General features: G+C 59.6%; 4 protein-coding genes. All 4 read right to left on the bottom strand.

Annotated features, from left to right (window positions below; translation table 11 throughout):
* Positions 1-151 precede the first annotated feature (151 nt).
* A complete protein-coding gene (locus QN347_RS19160) occupies positions 152-445 on the bottom strand; it encodes a type II toxin-antitoxin system RelE/ParE family toxin (protein ID WP_322164295.1) in 294 nt (97 codons plus the stop codon).
* A 5-nt stretch (positions 446-450) separates the two neighbouring features.
* Entirely contained in the window at positions 451-714 is a 264-nt protein-coding gene (locus QN347_RS19155) for a type II toxin-antitoxin system ParD family antitoxin (protein WP_322164294.1), read from the bottom strand.
* Positions 715-751: 37 nt separating this feature from the next.
* On the bottom strand, positions 752-1,321 hold the full coding sequence (locus QN347_RS19150) for a recombinase family protein (protein WP_322164293.1): 570 nt from the start codon (positions 1,319-1,321) through the stop codon (positions 752-754).
* A gap of 205 nt (positions 1,322-1,526) precedes the next feature.
* Positions 1,527-1,916: LuxR C-terminal-related transcriptional regulator (locus QN347_RS19145; protein WP_323494327.1), on the bottom strand; the 390-nt coding region annotated here is incomplete at its 5' end.

Below are 1,916 nucleotides of genomic sequence, written 5' to 3'. Positions count from 1 at the left end.
ATTGCATGCCGGCCAGGCTGGCTTGGTGATGACCTTCATCACCCCCAGCAAATTGGCGAGTTTCATGCACCGAATTGCCCATAAACAAGCGGAGCAGCCAGCCCCGTCATTGGGGTCAATCTCGAAATAGAGCTGATCCATGATCCTCTCCTCAGTGAATGGCGAAGGCTTGTGAGAGATCGCGCGCACCATGCAGCACGCGCACAATCTGCACGCCTGCATCGCCAGCCACGAAGAAGATCAGATATCGGCCATGCTGCGCACTTCGCAGGCCGGTCGCCAGCTCATAGCGGGCCGGGAAACTGCTTGGCCGCTCCGCGATCGTCGTCATAGTCTCTTCAATCTCAGCGACGAAGGACAGGGCACGCGCGGGATTATCGAGCGCGATGAAATCGCCAATCTCAATCAGATCGGCTCGTGCGGCCGGTAGAAGCTGATACGTCACGGGCGTCAGGCTTTGATGGCGTAACGCGCGCGCAGCTCGGCGAAGACTTCCTCGGCTGGGATGCCGGGACCGCTGTTCAGTCCCGCCTGGATAGCTTCGCGCAGAGATTCCAGATCGCGGCGCTCTATGTCGCGGGCGCGTGTCCACTCGCGGAGTGCTTCGCGAACGACCTCGCTGGTGGATGCATATTCCCCGCCGGCAACGGTTTGCCGAAGGGTTGCAGCCATCTCAGCCGGCATAGTGATGGTCATGCGTTCAATCGCAGACATGAAATCCTCCAATTCGCAGAGGCATCATATATCACACTTATGAAGCATCGGCCAATGATCTCCTGATCGCTCGCCACAGCGTTGAGCGATTGACGCCAAGCAGGGCGGCCATGCTGGCGACGGTTTCGCGACCAGCGGCGATTTCCTCCTCGGCTTTGCGGAGCTGGGCTCCGGTTAGTTTCGCCGGTCGGCCGAGATGGCGTCCGCGTGTGCGAGCGGCCGTCATGCCGGCGCGCGTGCGCTCAACGATCAGCGACCGCTCAAACTCGGCTAGAGCGCCCATTAGGTGGAAAACAAGCTTGCCCCCGGCCGAGCTGGTGTCGATCGCCTCGGTGATCGACATGAAGTCGCAGCCGCGATCCTTGAGGCGGTCCACCAGATCGATCAAGTGCGGTAAGGAGCGGCCGAGGCGATCAAGACGCCATGTGACCAGCGTGTCGCCGGCACCCATCATGGCAAGCGCCTGGTCGAGGCCAGGACGGGACCGGGCGGCACCAGAAACCCCCTCGTCCTCAAGGGTGATACTGCACCCGGCTGCCTTCAACGCATCGCGTTGAAGGTCGAGATTCTGTTCGCTGGACGACACCCGCGCATAGCCAATTTTCATTGTTCTATTTTGCAACAGCCTTATGCAACAGGCAAGTTATTGAGATCGCTAGGGTGCGCCGGTTGTTGCAAAAGGGAACCCTTTCGCAACAACTGGGACGGCAGAAAGCGACTAATTGTCGTCATTCAGGTCGCCGACTGGGGTCCTTGGGCTGGTGTGGGTTCTCCGGCGATATGGCCTTTGTGGCGTAGCGGGGTAGTTCGCCTCAAAAACCCGCCTCGACGGCGAGGCGGATGAGGTCTGCAGTCGTGTGCAGATCTAGGCGGCTCATCAGAATCGCGCGGTGCATCTTGACGGTCTTTTCCGCGAGATTGAGTTCCGCTGCGATCTGCTTGTTGAGCAAACCGTTCGCAACGAGTTTAAGCACCTGACCCTGCCGTGGCGACAGCGCCTTAACCATCTCGTCCGCGCGAATGCGCCGCATGCTCGACGGGGTCGCCGCAGCGGAATCAATCTCGATTTGCGATTCCAGGAAATACAGCAACGCGTCGTTCTCGTCGTAGATCGGTGCGACAAGAACGGCGTTGCGGAATGGGTGACCGTTGCACTTGTAGTTCAAGATTTCGACAAGCACCGGACGATGCTCTCGTACACC

Source organism: Sphingomonas sp. 10B4 (genome assembly GCF_035019905.1).
In the GTDB taxonomy this organism is placed as follows: Bacteria; Pseudomonadota; Alphaproteobacteria; order Sphingomonadales; family Sphingomonadaceae; genus Sphingomonas; species Sphingomonas glacialis.
This window is presented reverse-complemented; position numbering and strand designations above follow the sequence as displayed.

Coding starts and splice junctions, on each gene's coding strand:
- QN347_RS19155 (WP_322164294.1), bottom strand. CDS start 714: ATGTCTGCGATTGAACGCATGACCATCACTATGCCGGCTGAGATGGCT.
- QN347_RS19150 (WP_322164293.1), bottom strand. CDS start 1,321: ATGAAAATTGGCTATGCGCGGGTGTCGTCCAGCGAACAGAATCTCGAC.